A 22,844-nucleotide genomic window follows, 5' to 3' on the forward strand; every position below is an offset into this window, starting at 1 on the left:
CTACACACCATGCTCTTTAAACCATGCCAAAAGATGTTTCCAACCTTCTTTGGCTTCTTTCTCCCGGTAGGAGGGGCGATAATCGGCAAAAAATGCATGGGGTGCATCAGGGTAGACGATGATTTCAGATTTGCTGCTGCTGGACTTTAAGCGATCGCGCATCTGTTCTACTGTATCTACGGGAATACCCGTATCTTTGCCACCATAGAGTCCGAGAATGGGGACTGTGAGGGCTGATGCAATATCGATGGGATACTTCGGCTGAAGTTCGGTAGCATCGCCCACCAGTCGCCCGTACCAGGCTACACCTGCTTTAACGTGGGGATTGTGTGCAGCATATAACCAGGTAATGCGACCGCCCCAACAAAAGCCTGTAATTCCCAACTTGTTGCCATTACCCTTAGCTGATTTCTTTGCCCAGTTTACTGTAGCATCAAGATCAGATAACACCTGGGCATCTGGCACTTTGGCGACAATTGGGCGAATTTCGTCTATGCTACTTAGCTTTGAGACATCGCCTTGACGCACAAATAATTCGGGTGCGATCGCTAAATACCCCAAGTGGGCAAAGCGACGAGTGATATCTTTAATATGCTCATGTACACCAAAGATTTCTTGAATTACCAGGACGATAGGGAAATTTTCACCCGTGGCTGGTGCGGCTCTATAAGCGGGGATTTCGCCATCTTTGACCGGAATTTTCACCGCACCAGCTACTAACCCCTTAGCATCGGTGGTGATCGCTTCGGCAGAAATTGGTTGTACTGCGAGGGCAAAACCCGTCGCTAGACTGGCTGTTGCAATAAATTTGCGGCGAGTTACTTCTTGCATCATCTCTACCTTAAATTGACGAAAACTTGATTGTTGGTTATCCGTACAGTACTATAATGCGAATACTACGGTTCACCAATCAGTTTACTGCAATACTGGCTGCGTTTGCTACCTCAGTTTTCGCCACAAAGAGCGATCGCTATCTACAAAGTAGTTTTTCACAGGATTTGAAACCGTTATAAAACTTAATTAAGAATTATTTAATTTCTCCTTAAACTGTCTAAATATTTTATTTTAGGCAATTGACAAGCTTGAAATAAAGATGTTGTTAATGAAATAAAGGCTCTATATCAAAAAAACGATTCTATCACCACTGTTGCATTCGCTCCAAATGGAGGGTGGGTAATTTTCGGTACAAATACCTCTGGCAATAGTTTTTATGCTTATAATAACAATATTTCACAACTCGTTGCTAGTACAATCGTGAACAATTATAAGGCAGGATACCGTTTAATAAATATAGCTTTTACTCCTAGTAATGGTTGGGCGTTACTTGATTTAAGTCCTCAGGAAATTATAGCGCAAAATGAACTCGCCATCAAGACGAATCAACTGACGACTCAACTAGAGATAGATGCGATAAACAATATCGTTCTTCCTGAATAAAAGTTCTTAGGTCTATTAATTCCTGTGTCATTTTTTCACCGTTTACCTGCTTTCCAATCTTCTCCACCGGGTAGCTGAGTTAAATTTTCAGCCTATTTACAAATACCTGGGCAAAACTTGGTGCATCCCGTGCAATCAAATCGCCAATTGCTTCTAAATCATTTAAAGCTTGAATCGTCCAGCTTACTCTTGCCATATTTTAATTTGCTTTGTGGCTTCTGCGTGTGAGATGGTATTACCAGTCTCGACTTGCTTTAAACCTTGATCAACTTTGTACAGGAAATAAAGGCGTTCCATCACTTCCTCAAAAGTAACGTCCTGAGGCATTTCCTCTACTGCCTTGAGAACTTGATATTTTACAGTAGTATCTGCTGTCATTTGTATTCCCTTCAAGAGTTGACGGTGCTAATTTTAATTTAACACTTGGTATGATCGCCGAACAAAGAGCGATCGCCTTATTTTTCCCGATTTACCCAATCTTCTCCACCAGCTAACTGACTAAGATAATCATCCATAATCGTTGGTAATTCCTTTGCCGAATAAGTATATGTTAAAGCTAGTAAACTATTTGCTGTAGTTAAAATCTGGCTTTTATCTAGCATCGCCGACAACTGAGAGCGAGTAAATTTGCCGTTCATCACTTCCTCACTAGCATCAGCGTTGGCGTAGCCCGCCGCAGGCATCGCATCTTCAATCACTTCCTCTTCTATCAAATTTTGCCATTCGCCCAAATTAATATAATAAGAGATTTTATTATCTTTAATATTCAGCTTTTTAATTTCTCGGATGGAATTACGAATAGAATTTGCCCATGAACCAGTTAATCGTTGTTCTACTTGGTTCTTAATCAAATGAATCAGCAAAATGTTTAAATAAGCTTGGATATTTCGCAGAATAGCTTGTTTACTCATGCCTTCTAATTCATCTACAATTGCCAAAGCATCTGCATAACGTCCTTCCTGAATAAAAGTTCTGATACCAATTTAATGTGAAGTTGCACATATCTTGATCCCCCTAAATCCCCCGATAAATTGGGGGACTTTAGATGTTTTTCCGGTTCCCCCCTTATTAAGGCTTGCTCGGGGGGATCGAATTCTATGCAGCTTCATAAAAAATTGGTATGAGGTCTATTAATTCCTGTGTCATTTTTTTCACCGTTTACCTGCTTTCCAATCTTGCCCACCAGGTAGCTGAGTCAAATTTTCAGCCACAACTGCGGGTAACTCCTTAGCTGAATAAGAATAAGTTAGTGCCAAAAACTTCAAAGCCGTCTGAATAATCTGGTTTCTATCCACCATTTCAGCCAGTTGAAATTCATTATATATTCCATTCAAAACTTCTACACTAGCATCACGCACTGCTACTTCTATTTCATCATCAATATAGATATCCCATTCGTTTAAATTGATATAATAGGATTTTTTATTGTCTTTAATATTGAGTTTCTTAACTTCTATAAGTGAATTACGAATAGAAGCCACCCACGAATTTGTTAATCGCTGCTCTAATTGGTTTTTAATCAAATGAATCAGTAGAATCCTTAAATAAGCTTGAATGTTACGCAGAATAGCTTGTTTACTCATGCCTTCTAATTCATCTACAATTGCCAAGGCATCTGCATAACGTCCTTCCTGAATAAAAGTTCTGAGGTCTATTAATTCCTGTGTCATTTTTTTCACCGTTTACCTGCTTTCCAATCTTCCCCACCGGGTAGCTGAGTCAAATTTTCAGCCACAGATGAGGCTAACTCCTTAGCTGAATAGGAATAAGTTAGCGCTAAAAACTTCAACGCAGTCTGAGTTATCTGGTTTATCTCTACCATTTCAGCGAGTTGGAATTGATTATATGAGCCATTCATCACTTCCTCACTAGCATCTGCGATGGCATCTTCAATAATTTCCTCTTCTATCAAATTTTGCCATTCGCCTAAATTAATATAATAAGAGGTTTTATTATCTTTGATATTCAGCTTTTTAATTTCTCGGATGGAATTACGAATAGAATTTGCCCATGAACCAGTTAATCGTTGTTCTACTTGGTTCTTAATCAAATGAATCAGCAGAATCTTTAAATAAGCTTGGATATTTCGCAGAATAGCTTGTTTACTCATGCCTTCTAATTCATCTACAATTGCCAAGGCATCTGCATAACGTCCTTCCTGAATAAAAGTTCTGAGGTCTATTAATTCCTGTGTCATATCTATCAACCTCAAAATTTCATTTCTTCTAGTACTTTTCATTAGAATTAGGTGTACAGGTAAGGACACAACATACTTGTATCCCTACGAGAGTCTGTACTTCACTCCATTGCAAACAGCTATAGGACTAGTATTTGATTTTTGAAATGCACGTAGTGGACCCTCTAGGCTAAAATACTGCATTAGACGTAGACGTAGGTTGGGTGGAGCGGAGCGCAACCCAACATATATTAGGATGTTGGGTATCAGGATGTTGGCTTTGGCAAAGCCTCCACCCAACCTACAATTTTTTTGCAACTTCACTCCATTGCAAATCGCTATAACTTCAATATAACAATCACTATTTGCACAAGCCTACACAAACAAATTATCCTTCACTTCTTCGCCTGTATCACTTGCAAACTACCACCTGCATATAAAGTTGGCTTACCCACTTCCAAGCCAGTCTCAGTTAACAACTTAGCCAAATCAGTTTTCAACAATTCCCAAGCTGTTTCCGTCTCAAACAACAACAAAAACACTGATACCCCAGGCCAAAATATCGGATTTGTCGGAGCGTGAAAATCCACCAGTGTAAATACCCCTCCTGGCTTCAGCACCCGATAAACTTCATTAATAATTTTTCGTAATTGCTGAGGCTGCATCTCGTGTAATGCAACGCTCGTATGCACCACATCAAACAGATTATCTGCAAATGGCATATCTTCGGCAAAAGCCTCTACATAAGAAGCTAATGGTACATTTTGCCGCGCCCGTTGCAAAGACTTGGGTGAAGCATCCAATCCTGTTACGTTTTGTGAAAACTTTACCAAAAATTCCGTCGTTTGACCACTGCCGCAACATAAATCTAAAACTTGAGTATCTGAGTCAATTATTAAGCCTTGTAAAGCAAGTTGTCGAAAACGGGCTTCACCACCTACACTTAAGGCTGCTAAACGGGAGATACCATCATACAACCACTGATATCGGTAACTCCAATCCCTTAAAATTGTTGCCATTGCATATTTCCTTGCTATTAAGCTTTATATTTAATAAAGATATATTGTTAACATTAGTAAAAAACCTGAAAAGATTGGGGGAAAGTAACTGCTATGGGTCGTGTAGGCGTCTTATTACTCAATCTCGGTGGCCCCGATAAGCTAGAGGATGTCGGGCTGTTTTTGTACAACCTATTTTCCGATCCGGAAATTATTCGCCTACCATTTCGCTGGTTGCAAAAGCCCGTAGCCTGGTTTATCGCCACGCGGCGAACCAGAACATCTCAAGAAAATTATAAGCAAATCGGTGGTGGTTCCCCACTGCGGCGGATCACAGAAGCGCAAGGCGAAGCTTTAAAAGAACAATTGGCTTGTTTGGGGCAAGAAGCTAGTATGTACGTGGGAATGCGTTATTGGCATCCTTATACAGAAGAAGCGATCGCACAGATTACCCAAGATAATATAGAACACCTGGTAATATTACCACTATATCCCCAATTTTCTATCAGTACTAGTGGCTCTAGTTTTCGGCTGATAGAAAAGCTGTGGCAAGAAAATCCAAAACTTCAACCTATTGATTACACTGTCATTCCTTCTTGGTACAAACAACCAGGCTACCTCCAAGCAATGGCGGAACTCATAGCCCAGGAACTTGGGCAGTTTCCTAACCCCGATGAGGTTCATATATTCTTCAGCGCTCACGGCGTTCCTAAAAGCTACGTTGAAGAAGCCGGCGACCCTTACCAGCAAGAAATTGAGGAATGTACTGCTCTGATTATGCAGACCCTCAATCGACCCAATGCTCACACCTTAGCTTACCAAAGTCGTGTCGGCCCAGTAGAATGGCTCCAACCCTATACTGAAGATGCACTGATTGAACTAGGCGCACAAGGTGTGAAAGATTTGGTTGTGGTGCCAATCAGTTTTGTCTCAGAGCATATTGAGACACTACAAGAAATTGATATTGAGTATCGGGAAGTAGCCGAAGAATCAGGAATTCACAACTTCCGCCGCGTACCTGCTCCCAATACCCATCCAGTATTTATTAATGCCCTCGCCGAATTAGTGATTGATGCGCTGAAAAACCCCAGTTTAGAGCTTTCGCAAGCTGCCCAAATGAAAAAAAGGGTGAAAATGTACCCTCAAGAGCGTTGGGAATGGGGTCTGACAACTAGCGCTGAAGTTTGGAATGGTCGGATTGCTATGCTCGGTTTTATTGCCTTAATTATCGAGCTAATTACTGGTCACGGCTTCTTGCACATGATTGGAATTTTGCAGTAAAGGGCATTGGGCATTGGGCATTGGGCACTTGTACTGAGCGTTCGCGTAGCGTCTCGTAGAGAAGCCGAAGTATTGGGTATTGGGTATTGGATATTGGAAAAGTTTTCCTTTATCCCACCCACTTTCGTCTAGCGTCTCCATTAGGATAAGTTCTATTCGCCCTTGGCGTTGGCGTAGCCATCTAAGGAAGCCTAGGGCGTGTTTTCAAACTGCTCGTTTAGCCTCCTAACTTTTTAGCTCCCCCTAAATCCCCCGATAAATTGGGGGACTTAAAGAGACTTTTCGCCCCCCTTTTTAAGGCAGGGCTGTTTCATTCGATCTCTTAGAGATTTTGTCAATAGTATAAAGCTACAGAAATAGACAGATGGCTGGCTATGCTGTGTTCAAAGTAAAAAGATAATCCCCATAAATAAATGATACTGTTGGCGAATTCGTGAAGGGTTAGACCCCTCACCCCTAAAACCTTGCTTTTGCGTTGCTTTCCAACCCCGCAATAAATTGCAGGCTAATAGCTGAAGTGCGTTGAAACGCACTGAATTAACATGGATTGGGGATAAGGGGTTAGACCCCCTATTAATTCGCCAACAGTATCATAAATTTAGGGGATTTAATAATGACGTATTATTTCGAGACGCGTAGCGCGAGAAATAAATGTTTTTATTTGATTCCATAAATAAATTTAGTTGCTCTCAAACCATTTTTCTTTTTCTTTATGAGTGCCTTTTTACTTTTTACTTTTGCCTTGTTCGGTGAGGTTTTCCAGATACCGTGAAAAGTCAAATGCTCCATGCCCTATGCTCCATGCCCTATGCCCTTGTGATACCAGTCATACCACTGTTTAGCACTACGAACTGCAAACCAAAGTAGTATTAAAGCAATTAATCCTCCTTGCCAAGGAGCGCCAAAGGCAAAAAGTACTAGAGCAACGCATAAGGTATCTTGAAGAAAGACTGCCCACAATGGTAAGCCACGTAACCGATAGAACCAACCAACTTGGACTAGCTGGAGTACCAAAGCTAACAAACCCCCAATTATGGCAATCAACCAGTTTGGCGTTGCTGTTGCGTTAGCTACTGCTAACCCCATAATTGCGCCCGCGATGGGAGACATGAATAACTGAACTAGTTGGAGCGATCTTTGCCCCCAGAGCTTTTTTGAGCCGAATAATTCAATTAATGACCAACTGGTGAGGCAGCCTAATAATATTGGTGGAGAAATGTGGGATAAGATTGGAACTTGTGACCACAAGTTACTACCCTGCAATAGTCCAATAATCAGCAAAGGTATGCCTATTCTCATTCCTGCTGCCGCAGATGCAGAAAGTGTCGCTAGAATTTCAATCATCAAAGCACTCGTAAGACTAATAAATAAGTAGATATAGGAATCGTAAATTGTTTTTGAAAAAATCTAATTAGCCTTGCCACGCCACTAGGTGGATTTAAAAAATCAAATACTAGTCCTATATTTGTTATTTATACTACCCAACGCGGGCAATAATTCCAGCATCAAACAGATAGTCTTTAGGAATGCAATACTAAATGTTGTTGGTATCTTTATAGAGTCTACTTTTTAGCTTATTTCGTCGCCCCCTCAGGCTGTATCTACGTATTTACACGTTATACCCTGAGAGCTTTTTTTAGTGCTTAACCGACTTTTCAAACATCCTCTAAATGCTACCTCTATAATACATTTACTAACACTACTGAACAGTCTGCTAGTCGATCCTGATTACTGAATCGGTGTTCTAGACTCGGTTTAGTTTAAGCAGGTTCACGATCGCGCTGACGAATTGTTCTGGCTCCAGTGGTTTGGTCAGGTGCATCTGAAATCCAGCTTGCATGGCTCTTTTCTGGTCAATTTCTGCGGCATAGGCAGTTAGTGCGATCGCCGGAATCGTTCCACCTTGATCAGGTAAGCGAGATCGGATCTGCTGCATCAGCATATAGCCATCCATTTCTGCCATCCCGATATCGCTGACAATCACATCTGGAATAAACTGATCCAGCGCCTGCAACGCTTCTAAGCCAGAGGCAGTGGCGATCACCTTTGCCCCGTTTTGCTCCAGCAGGAAAGTCTGAAATTCGCGGGTATCGGTATCGTCATCCACGAGCAAAACTTGAATCGTTTCTAACAGCCTTTCTGAGTCTGCTTGCGTATAGATTGGTTCAGGAACGAGGGGTATTGCCTGTTGCAGGATCGGCAATTGTACAATAAAGGTTGAACCTTGATCCTCACCCTGGCTTTCCGCTTTGACCGTGCCGCCGTGCAGTTCCACAATTTGCCGAACGATCGCCAGACCCAACCCTAAACCGCCAAATCTGCGGGTGGTTGAGCCGTCTTCTTGCCGAAAATACTCAAACACATGGGGCAGAAATTGCGGACTGATGCCCTTTCCAGTGTCAATCACCTGAATTTGAGCCATCTGATTGCCAACCTTGCTTCCTTCGGACTCGACTTGCCTCAGTTCAACCGTCACCTGTCCACCGTTGGCAGTAAACTTGACGGCATTAGTTAGCAGATTCCAGACCACTTGCTGAAGTCGGGCAGCATCACCGAAGATGGGAGCGATTTTTGGGTCAAGGTCAAGCGTGATTTGAATATTCTTTACCTCTGCCGCCAAACTCACGGTTTCCACAGCAGCAGAAATGACAAATGCTAAACTGAGGGGAGTTGCCGTTAAGGTCAGCTTGCCTTGCATGATGCTGGAAATGTCGAGCAAGTCTTCGATCAGTTGCGATTGCAGCTTGGCATTGCGCTCGATGATTGCCAAAGCTTCGATTTGACGGGCTGGATCGAGTTTGCGGCTTCGCATCAGGCGTGTCCAGCCCAAAATGGGGTTCAAAGGCGATCGCAGTTCATGGGACAGCACCGCCAAAAACTCATCTTTGATCCGGTTGGCGCGATCGGCTGCCTCTCTTGCGGCTTGTTCACTAGCAAGGAGTTGTTCTCGTTCTGCCTCAATGCGTTTTTGCTCAGTGATATTGAGTACAGTGCCGACAAAGCGTTGTGGATTGCCAGCAGCATCAAAGTAAGCCTGTCCTCTGGCCGCAATCCACCGTTCAACTCCATCCTGAATCCCGATCGTGCGATATTCTACGTCATACTTGCCACTGCTGGCTGGATTCAAAGTCCATTGCACCACCTGTTCTTGGCGATCGCGATCGTCGGGGTGCAGTCCGGCAAAAAAGACCTCAATGCTGCAAAGAGCTTCTGGTGGTAAGCCAAACATGGCTTTGCAACCCTCATCCCAAATTAATTGGTTGGTGATGAGATTCCAGTCCCAGGTGCCTAATTGGGCAGCTTCAATCGCCATGCGGAAGCGGTTTTCACTGTCGCGCAGTGCTGCTTCGGTGCGGGCGCGTTCGACTGCCGCCCAAGTGCGCTCGGCTACTTCTTCCGCCAAGGACACCTCATGCGGTGTCCAAGCTCGCGGTTCGGATGTGTGAACTGCCAGCCCCGCTACGAACTCGCCCCTCTTGACCAGGGGTATGCCGATGTAAGCACCGATCTGGATCGCGGCATAGGCTGCTCGCTGATCTGGGGACAGGTTGGGATCGGCTTCCACATCGGACGCGGACACGGCGCGACCAGTGCAGTAGGCTGCGAGCAGCTTCGGCCCGAACGAATCAACCGGGTAGTTGCCGGCGAGTGCTACGGCTCCATTAACATAATCACACTCAACGACGTAATCAGCACCGCGAACCTCGAAATACGCCACCCGGTTTGCACCCAGATATTCGCCCAGCACACGGCTGGCCGTAGCTTGAATCTCTACTGGGTCGGCAAGGAGGCGGAGCGCGTCGGTGAGAGAGACGCGGAAAGCATTAAATTCGGCGGTTCGCCGCGAAAATTCTTCTGCCCGTTTGCGATCGGTGAGGTCAATGACAAAGAAAACGCCACTGTTCGGATCATCCAGGAAGGATGCCGCTCCGACGAAAATCGGAATCTGGCTACCATCTTTGTGAATGTAAGCTTTCTCATAGGAAGTACTAAAGCCTTGAGTAGCAATTTCGCTTAAGGCGTGTTCGTCGAGTGACGAGTACTCAGACGGAGTTATTGCTTGCCACTTGATTTGTCCTGTTTCCAACTCCTGACGAGTGTAGCCAATCAGATCGAGCAGGGCATCATTGGCTTCAACCACTCCACCTGTACTGGTATAAACGCCCATTGGCACCATTTTGCATTCAAACATACGGCGAAAGCGAGCTTCGCTCTGCCGCAGGGCAGCTTCAGTTTGAATTTGCTTGGTCACATTCCTGAAATAAACGCTGATGCCGTTTGGGGCGGGGTAGCTGCGAACCTCGTACCAGCGGTCGTGATCCGGGTAAAACGCGGTCATTGACGCAGCCACACGATCGCGCATGGCGCTCCAGTAAATCTGCGCCAACTCGTTGCTAATGAGTCCTGGATACTCTGACCACAAATTCTTGCCAACTAAATCGCCTGGAGTGCGATCTAGTAGTGTTTCGGCAGATGGATTAATATAGGTAAACTGCCAGTTCTCATCCAGTGCAAAGAAGGCTTCAGCGATGCTCTCCAGAATATTTTGAGCCTGCTTCTCGCTTTGGCGCAAAGCTTGCTCTGCCCGTTTGCGTAAGCGAAGCTCGTCGGAGACATCGGTGATGTCTCGCGTCACGCCTGCCACTGCTTCTACTGCGCCGTTTATGCCCAAAAGTGGTACGAAAATGTATTCATAGGCGCGCGTGCCGATGGCGCTAGTGTAGGGTGTTTCATCCTTGAGCGGCTGGCGCGTGGCGATCACCTGTTGAATCTGTTGCTGAAGTCGGGTCGCTAAATCCGTTGGATAATCCAGCTCAAAAAAGTTTTTTCCCAAAGCTTCATCCGAAGTTTTCTGCAAAAGATTGAGCAACACCGGACTGACATACGTGAACCTTCCCGCTAAATCAAAGGTGTAAATAAAATCGGGAATTGCAGAGACGATCGCGTCGAACTTCCGCAGTTGCCCTTCGAGTTCGGTGCGGCTCTTGCGTAATGCTGCTTCAGCACGGGCACGTTCAACGGCTGCCCACGTCTGCTCTGCTGTTTCCTCGACTCGGCTCACCTCATGTTCCGTCCACGGACGAGGGTTTGCCTGATGCACCGCCAGCAACGCGACAAATTGCTCGTTTTTGATCAGGGGCACATCAATATGCGCGGCAATATCAATCGTTTGATACATCGCCTTCTCGCTGGCTGTGTATTTAGGGTAGTTTTCCACATCAGGAACGATCGCCGTTTGCCCCGCCCGATGGTCATCTGTCAGGTTGCGCCCAAAGTCTCCTAGATTGTACAGCCCGCTCAGTTCGGCAACGCCGTTCGTGTAGTTTTTATGAACGATCACCTCATTGCCGCCCGGTAACACTTCAATGTAAATGACGCGGCTTGCCCCTAGAGACTCGCCCAGAATGCGAGCGGCGGTAGCTTGAATCTCGTTGGCATCGGTGAGCGAGCGCAGCGCATTGGTGAGTGCGACTCGAAAGGCATCGGCTTCGGCAGATTGGCGTAAGGTGGCTGTTTGCGTACAATCCTGCGGGCGGAAAGCAGGTTCTATCTGCGTCTTTTTCTGCTGGTTGACTTGATCAAGTTCTGTCAACAGAATCTGTACCGCAGTTTTCAAAGTATCTGACCAAGTTTCGATAGCACCCAGAGGCGTTTGTGACCAGTCGTGCGAGATCAGCAACGCCCTGATCTCGCTGTCGCCCACAAAGAGGCTTTCAGCAACGCCTTTGTGTTCCTCTGCCCTCATGCTTTTAAATCCCTTGAGGGAAAATATTTTCCTCCTATTGCCTGACTGCGTTCCCCTAAAGTTGCGTCGGGCGACTCAGAGCTAAGTATATCACCAAAGGCAAGGATAAAACCCGGATTGTGCATATCCCACCAGGGCTTGCAGCAATACTTGATATTTAACAACCCAAGCCAGGGGCAATGTTCCCAGGTATGCGCGGTGTAACTGAACGTCTGACCTTTATATATATTTTTTTAGATATCCGCGTATTTTTTTGTTAGCAGCTTAGTAGTAAGCGCTCAAGCGCTCACTACAAGCAAATTAATCCTAAATTCCTAATCTTTGATAAACTTCTTCTAAATGCCGGAGATGTTGCTGGGGGTCAAAACAAACCTCTAGTTCTGCTGGAGACAACTTTTGGGTAACACGTGGGTCTTTGCTAATTAAGTCCTGGAAGTTGCCTTCTGGCTTGTTCCAAGCAGCGTGTGCGCTTTCTTGGACGATCGCATAAGCTTCTTCTCGGTTGCTTCCCTTGTCGATTAATGCCAGTAGCACTTTTTGGCTGAAAACAACGCCGCCATAACAGTTGAGATTCCGTTTCATGTTCTCAGGATAAACCAACAGGTTTTTCACCAAGTCGGTTATTTCCATTAACATAAAATGTGTCAAAGTGCAAGCATCTGGCAAAATCACCCGTTCTACAGAACTGTGAGAAATATCCCGCTCGTGCCATAAAGCAACGTCTTCTAAAGCTGCACCGGCATGACTTCTGACGAGTCGCGCCATTCCCGTCAGTCGTTCCGAACGGATGGGGTTGCGCTTGTGTGGCATGGCTGAGGAACCTTTTTGACCTTTGGAAAAGAATTCTTCAACTTCTAAAACGTCTGTTTTCTGTAGATTGCGAATCTCTACAGCAAAGCGTTCGATGGATGCCGCTACCAACGCTAATTGTTGCACGTAATCGGCGTGGCGATCGCGGGAAATAACTTGGGTTGAGGCTATATCGGGTTTGAGTCCGAGTTTCTGGCAAGCGATCGCTTCTATACGGGGTTCAACATTGGCATAGGTTCCCACCGCACCAGAAATTTTACCCACAGCGATGGTTTGGCGGAGTATTATCAGGCGTTCTTGGTGCCGCAACACTTCTGCTAACCAACCAGCTAGTTTGAAACCAAAAGTAATCGGTTCAGCGTGAATACCATGCGATCGGCCAGCCATCACTGTATGACGATGTTCCCGTGCTTTTTGGCGAATTACCTCAATCAAATCTTCCAGACGTTGCAATAATATATCTAGGCTGGCAACTAATTGCAGTGCTAAAGCCGTATCCAAAACATCCGAACTAGTTAAACCCAGGTGAATATAGCGTCCGGCATCACCAACATATTCATTGACATTTGTCAAGAAAGCAATGACATCATGGCGGACTACAGCCTCAATTTCCAGCACCCGCTTTGGGTCAAAATCTGCCTTGGCTTTAATTTCTTCAACGGCTTCAGATGGAATGTAACCAAGTTCAGCTTGAGCCTCACAAACAGCAATTTCAACCTCCAGCCAAGTTTTTAGTTTATAGGCTTCACTCCACAGATTAGCCATTTCGGGCAAAGTATAGCGCTCAATCACAATTAGGCACAGAATACAACCGTCATATTTTACAGTCTAATTAATGTAGATCGCTTTTTAACGCTATTTTTTGCTCAGGGACGGAAGGAGTTTTTGAATCCGAGGTGATAATACTAATCCTGCCGTCAGATTCAATATATGCCAACTTCACATCAGCTAAAAATTCTACACCTTGCTGACGTAACTTGCTCATCAACTCATCATCTGTAATTAACTCTCGTTGCAGATGGCGTTCAATCATCCGACCATTTTTTACCAATAGCAGAGGTGGCGGATTCAGAAAACGTTGGAACTGCGGAAATTTATAGCCCAACCAGTTCAGCAAGTAACTCCAAAAAATCACTGTTCCTACCAGGATAGCGCCTTCAGTAATGGATGTGTAATTACTTGCCATAGCATTTTGAGCCGCTTCAGCAAATAGGACAACTACGAGTAAATCAGTTATTCCTAGTGTTCCGAGTTGTCGGCTAGGAAGCAGGCGTAGCACTGAGAACAGCGCTAAATAAACCAGCGTTCCACGGATAATCAACTCAAAGATGCTGATGCTAGGAACAAAAATTGCCTGCCAATTGATAAAAAACCATTTTTCCATTAGCACTGATTTTCTCGCTTTTTCAATAAATTTCTGAAAGAATTAAGTATAAAACCTGAAGATCACTCTCCGCAGTCATACGGTATACACACATCTCTGTTCCAAATTAAAATCCTTGGAGATCCCCCTAAATCCACGCCACTTGCTCATGGGGGAAACCCCCAGACGCTCTCTACGAGACGCTAAAAGCGTAGCTTGCTTCGCTGTAAGGGTACGCGGACTCGCTTGCCGCCGGCGCTATCGCTCTTAGCGTCTCCCCTTCTCACATTGGGAGAGGCTAGCGCCAAGGGAGAAGACCGCAGTGGCTCCCCGATAAATTGGGGGACTTTCAGAGGTTTTTGCCCCCCTTTTTAAGGCAGGGCTGTTTCATTCGATCTCTTAGAGATTTTGTCAATAGTATAAGTCAGAAATTTGCTTGATTTGGTTATCGAAAAGATACCACCTCAACGAGTAAATTTCAGTGCGATGTCTACGACGGGCTACGCCTACGCGATTTTCTCGCCCAATCAGATTTTTTAGTCACCTGACTTTTTTGCTTGAAACGCTTGTAAATCAGAGCCTTTTAGGGAATAAAACAGCCCTGCCCAATTTATCGGGGGGTTGGGGGGATCATAAGCTTGTGGAGTAATGTTAGAAGACTTGTGTGTACACCGTAGTCCCACAGGCGGGGAGGGGATTGAAATATGGGAATCATAAATAATTGCCTGGACTTGATGTTAGATACTTCAATACCTATAAGATTTACACATATAAATCTCCAGCAATCAAGGATTAAAATCGCTGATTTTTTCTTCTCTGTTTTAAGCGCTTGGGCTTTCTAAAATACTGGAATAAGCCGTTAACAAAGCGAGAAGATGGCTTTTTATTCGTAGATGCTTGTTCCGTTGGAGCCGTGCCATTATATTTTGTTTTATCAGATAGATGTACGGCATTTTTCGTTGGAACTATTCCGCTTCCGTACCTTCTGGCATAAACTTGGGTAAACTCTGCACCGAAGAAAAGAATCTGTGCGGCATAGTTAACCCAAGCTAAAATTACCACCAGTGAGCCAGCAGCACCGTATGTTGATCCAAAACTACCATTCCCTAAATATTGTCCTAATAAAAATCTCCCAATAGAGAATAAAACTGAGGTGAGAGCAGCTCCAACTAAAACATCACTCCAAGCAATTTTGACATCTGGTAGAACTTTAAAAATTAGTCCGAATAGCAGTGTAGTTATCGCAAAAGAGAGGATAAAATTGATAATCTGCCAGATAAAATCAACACCTGGTAACAAGTTGCTAAAGTATGTTACTAATGTTGCTAATGCCGTACTAATTACTAGAGAAACTAAAAGTAAAAAGCCAATACCGATTACCATTGCAAAAGACAAAAAGCGTAGGCGAATCATGTTATTTATGCCACGTCCGGGTTTGGCTTTGACTTCCCAAATCGTGTTCATGGCATCTTGCAACTCAGTAAATAAGCCTGTAGCACCTAATAGCAGAACTACAACACTAACGATCGAAGCGATCGCTCCTGTTTGTGGTTTGTTAGCGTTTTTGATGGCTGTTTCGAGGAACTTTGCGCCATCTATCCCGACTAAACCTTGAATTTGTCCGACGATTTGACCCCTTGCCGCTTCTTCGCCAAATACTGCACCTGCGATCGCAATTACAATAATTAGCAACGGTGCAATAGAAAAAATCGTATAATAAGCTAATGCCGCCGCTAACCGTGAAGCTTTATCCTCACTCCATTCCTTGAATGTCTCTTGGAATAACTTCCATATTGCTTGCAAATTCATCCAATCAGTCTCCTTGTAGGGGATGTTGCTTAGTCCCTGATATATTGGATACTGATTTACTCAATAGCGCCATCCTCCCAAGGGTATTTTTGCAGCGTCCTTGAGGAGGAATTTAGAATTTTATAGCGGTTCTCGCTTGGGTGAAGTACAGTTTTGACCTCTCTCCAAACCTCTCTCCTACAAGGAGAGAGGCTTTGAATCTTACTCCCCTTCCCTCGTAGGGAAGGGGTTGGGGGTTAGGTCTGTATTGGACTCAACTGCAAACCGCTATATGATCATAGTAGAATGCGATGTCTACGACGGGCTACGCCTACGCGTCAATTAGGGATATAAAAATATGCTGATTTTGATAATGTAGTAAACCAATTTTTACCTAGAAGCAATGACACAAACGACAGCAATCACAGAGGCGATTACCACTCTTCAAGATGCAGAAAATCGATTCGGTTTTGTCCGTATTGAAGACGAGCAGTTTTTCCCAGAGTGGTATGAGGGATTGTCTGAAATTACAGAAGCGGAAAAAGCCTCTGTCGATGTTGTGCGGCGCAGGTATCTCTATCACCGGGCTGGAGGTGATTTACTAGAAGGGACAGTTATATTGTTGTTGGTGTCACCAATACTTGCACTCTCTGGATTTTACGATCCACCTTTCAGAATTAAGGCTGAATCATCCGTGGAAGTCGTGGTGGATGATGGCGAGGAGATACTGCGCGGACGGATTGACGTTTTAGTGCTACAAGAGCAGTTATGGGTGATGGTGTTGGAGTCGAAAAAAACCACGCTCTCAGTTTGGTCGGCTGTACCGCAAGCTCTAGCTTATATGATAGCTAACCCCAACCCCAGTAAACCTGTGTTTGGGATGGTAACGAATGGAGACGATATTTTATTTGTCAAAGTGACGCAAACCAATACACCACAGTACGATTTGTCAAGGGTCTTTGCTCCGTTTGCATCCGCGAAGGAATTGTACGCCGTTTTGCAAATTCTCAAGGGTATTGGTCAGTTAATCTGCTTAAAAATACTTACCTAAACCTGCCTAGACCTGTTTAGAGATTTCTTCTCCCTTCAACCAAGGCAGTCGGCTGCTTCTTGTCCAGGAGCGTTGAGTTTCGCTTAAGCCAAGCGTACTTTATCTAGAGGTACATTTTAGATCCCCCTCTCCACCAGCGAAGAAGGGGTGAGAGTCTACTTACATCCTAAAGACTTGCGAGTATCCACACCAGTTTTAGAATTCACACCACTTGCCTTAACACAAAGCTTTTTCACTTGTATCCCATCTAAAATTGCATTCGTAAAATCTGCACCTGTGATATCCACGACATCAAAAGTAGAACGCAGCATCATTGCATCAGTCAACACAGCATCACTTAAATCAGCATTCTTAAACCTGCTGAGATAGGCTATACCTTCACTAAAATCAGCACCATGCAGATTTACTCCCTCCAATAAGGTACCGTTAAACACGCCACCACGTAAGTCAGCATTGCTAAAATTAGCATTCTCTAACTTGAGATTGGTAAACTCAGTCCCAACCAAACTTTGACCAGAGTAATCCTTACCCTTAAGTTCATCATTCCCCACAGAACGGGTAATACTGGAAGAACTTGCAGCTTGTGCCGATAGGGGAAACAAAAAAAGAACCATAGCTAAGACAAAGCTAGCTAACAGTTGCAAATATTTCATAATGTCTTCTTAATAAATCTCAACACTTCCACCATTAACTATTAAACCTCACAGAAGAGGACAAAGTAGATGAGGGAATGGGAGACAAGGAGAATAACCATACCCAATGCCCCATGCCCCATGCCCAATTTGACACACAAGACTGTAAAATTAGAAAGCATCTCGTAGGATGATAGATGTTGAGGTGCGATGCCTAACGGCAAGTTGCTCCGCATCTACGCAAAATAATTATCTGTGGCTAATCAAGAAGACAACGCCCAATCTTTGGCGCGAACCCCTTTATATCAACTGGGTGTAGAACTCAAAGCCCGCTTTACCAGCTTTGGCGGCTGGGAAATGCCTGTGCAATTTAGTGGTATTAGCCGCGAACACGAAGCTGTCAGAAATACAGCCGGAATGTTCGATATTTCCCACATGGGAAAATTTACCCTCCAAGGTAAAAACCTCATTTCCCAACTCCAGCCACTAGTACCTTCCGACTTGAGTCGTTTGCAAGCCGGTCAAGCACAATACACCGTATTGTTAAATCCCCAAGCCGGAATTATTGACGACATCATTGTTTATTACCAAGGTGAAGACACCACTGGTATACAGAAGGCATTTATCATAGTCAATGCGGCAACCTCCGATAAAGATAAAGCATGGCTATTGCAACACCTTGACCTGGATAAGCTGCAATTCCAAGACCTTTCACCAGATAAAGCCTTAATTGCCGTGCAAGGGCCAAAAGCGATTAAATATCTTCAGCCATTAGTGCAAGAAGACTTACAACCAATCAAAGCCTTTGGACATTTGGAAGCAACCCTACTAGGCAAACCTGCCTTCCTAGCCCGCACAGGTTACACCGGAGAAGATGGCTTTGAGGTGATGGTAGATCCAGATGTAGGAGTAGAATTGTGGCGAAGTCTCCATAACGCAGGCGTTATCCCTTGTGGACTTGGTGCCAGAGATACCCTGCGGCTAGAAGCGGCGATGGCACTTTACGGACAAGATATCGATGACACCACCACACCCCTTGAAGCAGGTTTGGGGTGGCTAGTTCACTTAGATACCAAAGGCGATTTTATTGGACGGGACGTTTTAGCACAGCAGAAAGCTGCTGGAGTGCAACGCCGATTAGTCGGTTTGCAAACCCAAGGACGTAACATTGCCCGTCACGGCTATCAAGTGTTATCTGCAAGTAAAATTGTCGGAGAAGTAACCAGTGGCACCCTGTCGCCTACACTGGGTTATCCCCTTGCCTTAGCCTACGTTCCCACCCAGCTAGCAACTGTTGGTCAGCAGCTAGAAGTAGAAATTCGCGGTAAAGCTTATCCAGCAGTTATAGTTAAACGTCCCTTTTATCGGTCAAAAAATCGTGTCGCCAACTAACAGGCGCCAAGGTTTTTGAGGAATAATGTGTTGTGAGTTATTCAATCTACAGTCAGGTTCATTACCAGATATGGCTTGGATGACTATTGGGGAAATAATTTTTTTAATAAGGGAGAGGAAGTGATATGTCTTTTGAATATCCTCAAGATTTCAGATACCTGGATTCTCATGAATACGTGCGACTAGATGGTGAAATTGCCACCATTGGCATTACTGAATTTGCCGTACATGAATTGGGTGATATCGTCTTTTTGGAACTGCCAGAAATTGGCGATGCTCTGACTAGAGGAGAAAATTTTGGCACAATTGAATCAGTGAAAGCCGTTGAGGAACTGAATTCACCAGTAACAGGCACAGTTATAGAACGGAATGAAGCCTTAATTAGTTCTCCCGAAGAAGTGTCAGAAGACCCCTACGGGGAAGGGTGGTTTTTGAAAGTGCGTATCAATGACCCTGGCGAAGTTGAGGATGCCTTGACAGCAGATGAGTATCGCGCCCAAGTAGAAGGGGAGTAGGGAGTAGGGAGTGGGGAGTGGGGGAGGTAACTAACAATTACTCTTGTTCACCCATACAATATCTTCCCAGTCCCCAGTAGTCCACCAGACCAACTTTGATGGATGAATAAGTTCGTAGTCAGGACTTTAGTCCTTGACTTGAGCGCTTTAGCGCTCACTACGAACCAAGCATTGTTGACTTGGTGGACTTAGTAGCCCCCAGTTTAAGAGTATTTATTGCAAAATATGAAATACTACCATCTGGAGAGTAATTTGTGGTATTAAACGCCCCTATTCTTAAGTCTAATGAGCAGCAAGTGCTGGACGAAAAAAGTCAAAAGTTAAGTAGTTTTGTGCCAAGACACATTGGCCCCAACTCCGATGACATCCACCTTATGCTTAAGGTTTTGGGGTTTCCCAGCCTGGACGCCCTCATCGACCAAACAGTTCCACAGGCAATTCGGCTGAAGCAACCACTAAAGTTACCAGAAGCCGAAAGTGAGTATGCAGCACTGGCATCGTTAAAAAAAGTTGCTGCCAAAAATCAGGTTTTCCGCTCATACATTGGTATGGGATATTACGACTGCATCACCCCACCTGTGATTGGACGCAATATCTTGGAAAATCCCGGTTGGTATACTGCCTACACTCCTTATCAGCCAGAAATTGCCCAAGGACGATTAGAAGCGCTGCTAAATTTTCAAACCCTGATTATCGACCTCACAGGTTTGGAAATTGCCAATGCTTCGTTACTTGATGAAGCTACAGCAGCAGCCGAAGCAATGAGCCTAAGCTATGGTGTCTCCAAAAATCAGGCAAATGCCTATTTTGTCTCTGGTGATTGCCATCCCCAAACTATCGATGTGTTGCAAACACGCGCTAAACCATTAGGGATTAAGATCATTGTCGGCGATCATCAAACATTTGATTTTGATCAACCAATTTTTGGGGCTGTTCTGCAATATCCTGGAAGTGATGGCATCATTTACGACTACCGCGCTTTTATCGAAAAAGCCCATGCTAAGGGTGCATTGGTGACGGTAGCAGCAGACCCTTTAAGTTTAACTTTACTGACCCCTCCTGGGGAATTTGGCGCTGATATTGCTGTCGGTAGTACTCAACGGTTCGGTATTCCCTTGGGGTTTGGGGGACCTCATGCGGCATACTTCGCTACGAAGGAAGAGTATAAACGGCTGGTTCCAGGGCGAATTGTGGGTGTATCAAAAGATGCCCAAGGTAAGCCTGCATTACGTCTGGCGTTGCAAACCCGCGAACAGCATATCCGCCGCGAAAAAGCTACTAGTAATATCTGTACTGCACAGGTTCTACTGGCGGTAATGGCGAGTATGTACGCCGTTTATCATGGGCCTGCTGGACTGAAGCAAATTGCAGAGAATATCCACCAGCTAACTTTAATGTTGGCAGCAGGACTAAAGCATCTCGGTTACAAAATTAGTTCTGAACATTTCTTTGATACACTGCGGGTGGAATTGGGAACACGCAGCTTGGAAGTAATTCTCGAAGCTTGTCAAGCAAGAAATATTAACCTACGAATTTTTGATGACACTGCTGTTGGTATTTCTCTAGATGAAACAACTACAGCAGATGATTTAATAGAGCTTTTGGAGATTTTTGCAGCGCCTGATAGTCTGTTTTTCGGTTTTAAAGAAATTGGCGACTTAATTGCAGCACGGCGCAAATCATCTCTACAAAACTCAACCTTTGCCCGCGCCAGCACCTATCTGACTCACCCAGTCTTTAACCGCTATCATTCAGAAACTGAGTTGTTGCGATATTTGCACAAGCTGGAAAGCAAGGATTTATCGCTAACTACATCGATGATTCCCTTGGGTTCTTGCACAATGAAGTTGAATGCAACTGCTGAAATGATTCCGGTGAGTTGGGAGGAATTTGGCAAGATTCATCCATTTGCACCTGCGTCGCAAACGCAAGGTTATCAAATCCTGTTTGAGCAACTTGAAGCATGGTTAGCTGAAATTACTGGTTTTGCCGGAATTTCTCTGCAACCAAATGCTGGTTCTCAGGGTGAGTATACGGGACTCTTGGTGATTCGCCAATATCACGAAAATCGAGGTGAAGCACACCGTAATGTTTGTTTGATTCCCACTTCGGCACACGGGACAAATCCGGCAAGTGCGGTGATGTGTGGGATGAAGGTGGTGGCTGTTGCCTGTGATTCACAAGGTAATATTGACGTTGATGACCTGAGGGCTAAGGCAGAAAAACACAGTAATGAATTAGCCGCCTTGATGGTAACATATCCCTCAACTCACGGTGTCTTTGAGGAGCCAATTCAAGAAATCTGCGCTGTTGTTCATAGTCACGGTGGACAAGTTTACATGGATGGGGCAAATATGAACGCCCAAGTGGGTATTTGCCGTCCTGGAGATATTGGTGCGGATGTCTGTCACTTAAATCTGCACAAAACTTTTTGTATTCCTCATGGCGGCGGTGGTCCTGGTATGGGGCCAATTGGCGTTGCATCTCATCTTGTGCCGTTTCTACCGGGACATCCTGTTGTAGTGACTGGGGATTGGGGACTGGGGACTAGGAAAGAGGAAATTTCCAGTACCCAGCATATTGGTGCGGTTGCTGCTGCGCCTTGGGGTAGTGCGAGTATTTTGGTGATTTCTTGGATGTACATTGCAATGATGGGTACAGATGGTTTAACCCATGCAACTAAGGTGGCGATTCTCAACGCTAACTACATTGCCAAGAAACTGGAATCGTACTATCCGGTTTTGTATCAGGGGAAAAATGGTCTAGTTGCCCATGAATGTATTTTAGATTTGCGATCGCTCAAAAAATCAGCTGCGATCGAAATTGATGATGTTGCCAAGCGTCTGATGGACTACGGTTTCCATGCGCCAACTGTCTCCTGGCCTGTAGGGGGTACAATCATGGTGGAACCTACAGAAAGTGAATCTAAACAAGAGTTGGATCGTTTCTGTGATGCGTTAATTTCTATTCGCCAAGAAATTGCCGAAATAGAAGTTGGCAAGGTTGATATCCAAGATAATGTTTTGAAGAACGCACCCCACACAGCTGAAAATCTCATCACCGGAGAATGGCATCATTCTTATTCTCGTGAACAAGCTGCCTATCCTGCACCTTGGACTCGTGAGTATAAATTCTGGCCTACTGTAGGTCGCATTGATGCAGCCTTTGGCGATCGGAATTTTGTTTGTTCTTGTCTGCCAATGGATGCTTATTCTTCATAAAACCATACAGTTTAGTTAAAACTTGCTCCTCCCAACTGTCGTTTCCAGAAAGTTGGGGGGATTTCTTGAGAATAAACTTTCTCTCTGCGTCTGGGGGCTTCTCCGTGAGATAAAAAATATTTCTAGTTGGGGACTGATATCATGTCCGCTTGAATACTTACTAAACCCGAAGAACCCCACCCCGCCAAAGCTGTGCTTTGTCTCCCCTAAGAGCCGGCTCTTAGGGGCTGGGGGTGGGGTGCAATGACTGTGGGAATCATAACTAATTATCCGGACTTGATATGACAAATAAAAAAACATCCCAAATTTTCTTGTGGGATGGGTGTCCACATCCGTCCCAGATTTAGGGCGCTCATGTTGCCCACCCCACAAGATGGATAATTTATTTCTTGTCAGTCCCTTGAACCTCACTGTACGTTCGCTGATTTTGAAAT

At 44.7% G+C, this 22,844-nt stretch carries 18 protein-coding genes; 6 read left to right on the forward strand and 12 right to left on the reverse strand.

Going from position 1 to position 22,844, the window contains the following annotated elements; translation table 11 throughout:
* Positions 1–831, reverse strand: a complete 831-nt coding sequence (locus V7K97_RS18070; RefSeq protein WP_334802428.1) for a dienelactone hydrolase family protein — start codon at positions 829–831, stop codon at positions 1–3.
* 423 nt (positions 832–1,254) lie between these two features.
* On the opposite strand from V7K97_RS18070, the gene V7K97_RS18075 reads away from it, so the two are divergent.
* Positions 1,255–1,437, forward strand: a complete 183-nt coding sequence (locus tag V7K97_RS18075) for a hypothetical protein (RefSeq protein ID WP_334802387.1) — start codon at positions 1,255–1,257, stop codon at positions 1,435–1,437.
* A gap of 183 nt (positions 1,438–1,620) precedes the next feature.
* Here the strand turns inward: V7K97_RS18075 and V7K97_RS18080 are convergent, their stop codons facing one another.
* The 5 genes from V7K97_RS18080 to V7K97_RS18100 form a co-directional block, all read right to left on the reverse strand.
* Positions 1,621–1,815 carry a hypothetical protein gene (locus V7K97_RS18080; protein ID WP_334802388.1) on the reverse strand — a complete coding sequence of 65 codons (195 nt, stop codon included), beginning with the start codon at positions 1,813–1,815 and terminating at the stop codon, positions 1,621–1,623.
* Positions 1,816–1,892: 77 nt separating this feature from the next.
* Positions 1,893–2,375 carry a DUF29 family protein gene (locus V7K97_RS18085; RefSeq protein WP_334802389.1) on the reverse strand — a complete coding sequence of 161 codons (483 nt, stop codon included), beginning with the start codon at positions 2,373–2,375 and terminating at the stop codon, positions 1,893–1,895.
* 213 nt (positions 2,376–2,588) lie between these two features.
* The gene (locus V7K97_RS18090; protein ID WP_334802390.1) at positions 2,589–3,107 is read right to left on the reverse strand and encodes a DUF29 family protein; all 519 of its coding nucleotides are present in this window, start codon (positions 3,105–3,107) and stop codon (positions 2,589–2,591) included.
* Between the two features lie 5 nt (positions 3,108–3,112).
* The gene (locus V7K97_RS18095; RefSeq protein WP_334802391.1) at positions 3,113–3,634 is read right to left on the reverse strand and encodes a DUF29 family protein; all 522 of its coding nucleotides are present in this window, start codon (positions 3,632–3,634) and stop codon (positions 3,113–3,115) included.
* Between the two features lie 374 nt (positions 3,635–4,008).
* Positions 4,009–4,632 carry a class I SAM-dependent methyltransferase gene (locus V7K97_RS18100; protein ID WP_334802392.1) on the reverse strand — a complete coding sequence of 208 codons (624 nt, stop codon included), beginning with the start codon at positions 4,630–4,632 and terminating at the stop codon, positions 4,009–4,011.
* Between the two features lie 93 nt (positions 4,633–4,725).
* On the opposite strand from V7K97_RS18100, the gene hemH reads away from it, so the two are divergent.
* Entirely contained in the window at positions 4,726–5,892 is a 1,167-nt protein-coding gene (gene hemH / locus V7K97_RS18105; RefSeq protein WP_334802393.1) for a ferrochelatase, read from the forward strand.
* Positions 5,893–6,684: 792 nt separating this feature from the next.
* On the opposite strand, the gene V7K97_RS18110 is transcribed toward hemH, so the two are convergent.
* The 5 genes from V7K97_RS18110 to V7K97_RS18130 all read right to left on the reverse strand — a co-directional run bounded on the left by V7K97_RS18110 (position 6,685) and on the right by V7K97_RS18130 (position 15,620).
* Positions 6,685–7,236: a DUF4126 domain-containing protein gene (locus V7K97_RS18110; protein WP_334802394.1), complete on the reverse strand. Its 552-nt coding sequence runs from the start codon at positions 7,234–7,236 to the stop codon at positions 6,685–6,687.
* Positions 7,237–7,636: 400 nt separating this feature from the next.
* The gene (locus V7K97_RS18115; protein ID WP_334802395.1) at positions 7,637–11,638 is read right to left on the reverse strand and encodes a PAS domain S-box protein; all 4,002 of its coding nucleotides are present in this window, start codon (positions 11,636–11,638) and stop codon (positions 7,637–7,639) included.
* Positions 11,639–11,944: 306 nt separating this feature from the next.
* The gene (gene purB / locus V7K97_RS18120) at positions 11,945–13,240 is read right to left on the reverse strand and encodes an adenylosuccinate lyase (RefSeq protein ID WP_334802396.1); all 1,296 of its coding nucleotides are present in this window, start codon (positions 13,238–13,240) and stop codon (positions 11,945–11,947) included.
* 40 nt (positions 13,241–13,280) lie between these two features.
* Positions 13,281–13,832: a DUF421 domain-containing protein gene (locus tag V7K97_RS18125; protein ID WP_334802397.1), complete on the reverse strand. Its 552-nt coding sequence runs from the start codon at positions 13,830–13,832 to the stop codon at positions 13,281–13,283.
* Positions 13,833–14,603: 771 nt separating this feature from the next.
* On the reverse strand, positions 14,604–15,620 hold the full coding sequence (locus V7K97_RS18130; protein ID WP_334802398.1) for a YihY/virulence factor BrkB family protein: 1,017 nt from the start codon (positions 15,618–15,620) through the stop codon (positions 14,604–14,606).
* Between the two features lie 382 nt (positions 15,621–16,002).
* Here V7K97_RS18130 and V7K97_RS18135 point away from each other — a divergent pair, with 382 nt between their 5' ends.
* Positions 16,003–16,650, forward strand: coding sequence for a type I restriction endonuclease (locus V7K97_RS18135; protein ID WP_334802399.1), 648 nt, complete (start codon positions 16,003–16,005; stop codon positions 16,648–16,650).
* 155 nt (positions 16,651–16,805) lie between these two features.
* Here V7K97_RS18135 and V7K97_RS18140 read toward each other — a convergent pair whose 3' ends face one another.
* The gene (locus tag V7K97_RS18140) at positions 16,806–17,303 is read right to left on the reverse strand and encodes a pentapeptide repeat-containing protein (RefSeq protein WP_334802400.1); all 498 of its coding nucleotides are present in this window, start codon (positions 17,301–17,303) and stop codon (positions 16,806–16,808) included.
* A gap of 234 nt (positions 17,304–17,537) precedes the next feature.
* Between V7K97_RS18140 and gcvT the strand changes: the two genes are divergently transcribed.
* From gcvT to gcvP, 3 genes are all read left to right on the forward strand, one after another.
* A complete protein-coding gene (gene gcvT / locus V7K97_RS18145) occupies positions 17,538–18,674 on the forward strand; it encodes a glycine cleavage system aminomethyltransferase GcvT (RefSeq protein ID WP_334802401.1) in 1,137 nt (378 codons plus the stop codon).
* Between the two features lie 125 nt (positions 18,675–18,799).
* Positions 18,800–19,189: a glycine cleavage system protein GcvH gene (gene gcvH / locus V7K97_RS18150; RefSeq protein ID WP_334802402.1), complete on the forward strand. Its 390-nt coding sequence runs from the start codon at positions 18,800–18,802 to the stop codon at positions 19,187–19,189.
* Positions 19,190–19,443: 254 nt separating this feature from the next.
* Entirely contained in the window at positions 19,444–22,410 is a 2,967-nt protein-coding gene (gene gcvP / locus V7K97_RS18155) for an aminomethyl-transferring glycine dehydrogenase (RefSeq protein WP_334802403.1), read from the forward strand.
* Positions 22,411–22,844: the final 434 nt, after the last annotated feature.

This window comes from Nostoc sp., from assembly GCF_036917815.1.
In the GTDB taxonomy this organism is placed as follows: domain Bacteria; phylum Cyanobacteriota; class Cyanobacteriia; order Cyanobacteriales; family Nostocaceae; genus Nostoc.

Excerpts from the sequence above, each read along its gene's own strand:
- V7K97_RS18135 (WP_334802399.1), top strand. The coding sequence starts at position 16,003 with ATGACACAAACGACAGCAATCACAGAGGCGATTACCACTCTTCAAGAT.
- V7K97_RS18090 (WP_334802390.1), bottom strand. The coding sequence starts at position 3,107 with ATGACACAGGAATTAATAGACCTCAGAACTTTTATTCAGGAAGGACGT.
- hemH (WP_334802393.1), top strand. The coding sequence starts at position 4,726 with ATGGGTCGTGTAGGCGTCTTATTACTCAATCTCGGTGGCCCCGATAAG.
- gcvH (WP_334802402.1), top strand. The coding sequence starts at position 18,800 with ATGTCTTTTGAATATCCTCAAGATTTCAGATACCTGGATTCTCATGAA.
- V7K97_RS18125 (WP_334802397.1), bottom strand. The coding sequence starts at position 13,832 with ATGGAAAAATGGTTTTTTATCAATTGGCAGGCAATTTTTGTTCCTAGC.
- V7K97_RS18130 (WP_334802398.1), bottom strand. The coding sequence starts at position 15,620 with ATGAATTTGCAAGCAATATGGAAGTTATTCCAAGAGACATTCAAGGAA.
- V7K97_RS18100 (WP_334802392.1), bottom strand. The coding sequence starts at position 4,632 with ATGGCAACAATTTTAAGGGATTGGAGTTACCGATATCAGTGGTTGTAT.
- V7K97_RS18140 (WP_334802400.1), bottom strand. The coding sequence starts at position 17,303 with ATGAAATATTTGCAACTGTTAGCTAGCTTTGTCTTAGCTATGGTTCTT.
- V7K97_RS18110 (WP_334802394.1), bottom strand. The coding sequence starts at position 7,236 with ATGATTGAAATTCTAGCGACACTTTCTGCATCTGCGGCAGCAGGAATG.
- V7K97_RS18095 (WP_334802391.1), bottom strand. The coding sequence starts at position 3,634 with ATGACACAGGAATTAATAGACCTCAGAACTTTTATTCAGGAAGGACGT.
- V7K97_RS18080 (WP_334802388.1), bottom strand. The coding sequence starts at position 1,815 with ATGACAGCAGATACTACTGTAAAATATCAAGTTCTCAAGGCAGTAGAG.
- V7K97_RS18115 (WP_334802395.1), bottom strand. The coding sequence starts at position 11,638 with ATGAGGGCAGAGGAACACAAAGGCGTTGCTGAAAGCCTCTTTGTGGGC.
- V7K97_RS18070 (WP_334802428.1), bottom strand. The coding sequence starts at position 831 with ATGCAAGAAGTAACTCGCCGCAAATTTATTGCAACAGCCAGTCTAGCG.